The sequence below is a fragment of the Allobosea sp. P1_A7 genome (genome assembly GCF_056406775.1).
Window position 1 is genome coordinate 1 of record NZ_JBFTZN010000505.1, and the last position, 2,042, is coordinate 2,042.

3 protein-coding genes are annotated in these 2,042 nt (G+C 61.4%); 1 reads left to right on the forward strand and 2 read right to left on the reverse strand.

The window, feature by feature from the left end; translation table 11 throughout:
• Window positions 1-183 (reverse strand): hypothetical protein (locus AC1D34_RS36960; RefSeq protein WP_476826951.1); only part of this gene is annotated, 183 nt, incomplete at its 3' end.
• 278 nt (window positions 184-461) lie between these two features.
• Between AC1D34_RS36960 and AC1D34_RS36965 the strand changes: the two genes are divergently transcribed.
• Window positions 462-1,502 (forward strand): hypothetical protein, encoded by a 1,041-nt coding sequence (locus AC1D34_RS36965; protein WP_476826952.1) that lies wholly within the window; start codon window positions 462-464, stop codon window positions 1,500-1,502.
• Between the two features lie 3 nt (window positions 1,503-1,505).
• Here the strand turns inward: AC1D34_RS36965 and AC1D34_RS36970 are convergent, their stop codons facing one another.
• The gene (locus tag AC1D34_RS36970) at window positions 1,506-1,700 is read right to left on the reverse strand and encodes a hypothetical protein (protein WP_476826953.1); all 195 of its coding nucleotides are present in this window, start codon (window positions 1,698-1,700) and stop codon (window positions 1,506-1,508) included.
• Between the last annotated feature and the right edge of the window lie 342 nt (window positions 1,701-2,042).

Consider the following 2,042-nt stretch of genomic DNA (forward strand, 5'->3'; position numbering starts at 1 on the left):
GCATTGTACATTGTCGCGAGCCACAAAATGCCGCGACACACTCCCGTCAGGATAGGTCACAGACGTGATCACAAACGGCGCATCCATCCAGTGGCCCGGCGCGCTCATCCAGATCGGAACGTCGCCCGATGTCATGCCCCTGAACTGGTGCCAGACCAGTTGCCAGTCAGGAAAACCGCTCATGTCAGTGTTCCTCGATCTTTGACCGCGCTCCTTGTCCGTGGGGATGTTGCACAGGATCCGCCGGATCCGAAAATCAAAAATAGCCGCCAGAGCCGCGCTAGCCGCGCGGCATCATATGGTGCAACGAGCAGGAGTTACTCGCCTGAGAAGAGGGGGGTCGGAATGCGCGGTCGGCTGCGCATTTAGACCAACTCCACGAACCGCGGTGGCGTCGCACCAGCCGATCCACTAACAATGATCGAATCATCCCGCGGACGCGGGACAATCGTGGGGGGCCGTTGAACCATTTTGGAGCGGAGGTCGGCCTGCAGCTACTGGCCGATAAGAATCACCAGCAATCGACCGATAAATCCTGGTTCAACCTCGCATTGAAGTTGAAGCTCACCGCCCTGGCCTTGGGCTGCCCAACCAACAAGGAATTCTGCGCGCGCTTTGCGGCGGTCAATCCGGCCACCTTGTTCGTGACCCAGAATGCCTACAAATGGCTCTCGGGCAAAGCGATGCCGCGTGCCGCCAGCGTCTATGAGGATTGGTCGAGGGTGCTCGGCTGTTCGCTAACGGCGCCTTTCCTGGCCTCGTCTTCGTTCGAGGAGTTCCAACAGGCGATTTGTGCCCGCTTCAGCGTGCCGGAAACCGTGCTTGCGACCCTCAGGCTGGAGGCCGGTCTGCCGCCTGTGCCGGCACCAGGCCCGGTTACCCCATCCGCGGCCCGAGCCGGATCACGACAACCCGGCGAGCATTGGCTCACCGGATCCTATCTCGCCATTTCCCCGGCCTGGTCGCGTGTCGAGGCGGGCAAACTGATCATCGGCGCGGCGCGGATCTACGCTGATCCGATGCAGCAATTGCAGCTCAGCTACAGCGAAAACCTGTTCAACCGGCCGGTCGCGATGGAGGGGCAACTGCTCAGCGACGGTCGAACAGCGCAGAGCGCGCTGACCTGTTCCTATACGCACCGCCTGTTCTTTCTGGCGCTGAACGTGCCGACACCGCCTGCCAACCTGATCGGCGGCATTCTTAGCGGGGCGGCGGTCCATGATCCCAATGCCCGCGCTGTCGCCAGCCGCATCCTGTTCCTGCGGGCGCATGGCCGCAGCATCGAGGATCTGGCCGCGCGCATGGGATATCTCGAGGCGGACGAGGACGGAATCGAGCAAGAGCTGGCCGGCCTGGGTTACCGCGCCGGTGCCGCCCGGCGCGGGCTCGCGGCGAGCATTGTTACCTCGCTCTGCATCCATTCGAACTCCGCCCTTTGCGAAGCCGCCCCCAAGGATTTCGCCGAGATCGAGCTGACACTCGACCGGGTGGCGCCTACCTGATGTTTAACGCATCGGCCCGAACGCTGGAGCGGGCATGGTCGATGCCATTAGGGCCAGCTCCCTGCCTACCCCTTTGGATGCATGGATGAGCAGCGCGGCAAAGACACTCTTCGCCGGCCGCCGCGTCAGCTTCAGCAGGGGATCGTCTCGACGCAGGTCAACAAGACCGGCCAGGGCGATGACGATCGAGCCATACATCGAGCAATTGCTTTGAGCGCGGACGGCGGCGAAATGTCGCCCACTGCTTACCTATTGCTTACCCGCTTTGATGAGCAAGCAGGGCGACATTCGCTAAATTATTGTTTTGTTGTCGCGCCAGACACGATTCGAGCGTGTAATCTTTGCCTTCGAAGGTAAATTGGGAGCTGCAGGTCTCAATCGCTTGAGGACCGTCATCCCAATAGGGCTGGCTGACGTGGCCGCATCGGGCGACTGCCAATGCGTTCCGTGCATCCCGTGATTGCGGGTGCTCTGCTGGACCGACGCACGTCAGCTCAACCCAAAACCCAGTAGTGTCGAGCGGCGTTCTCTGTTCTTAAC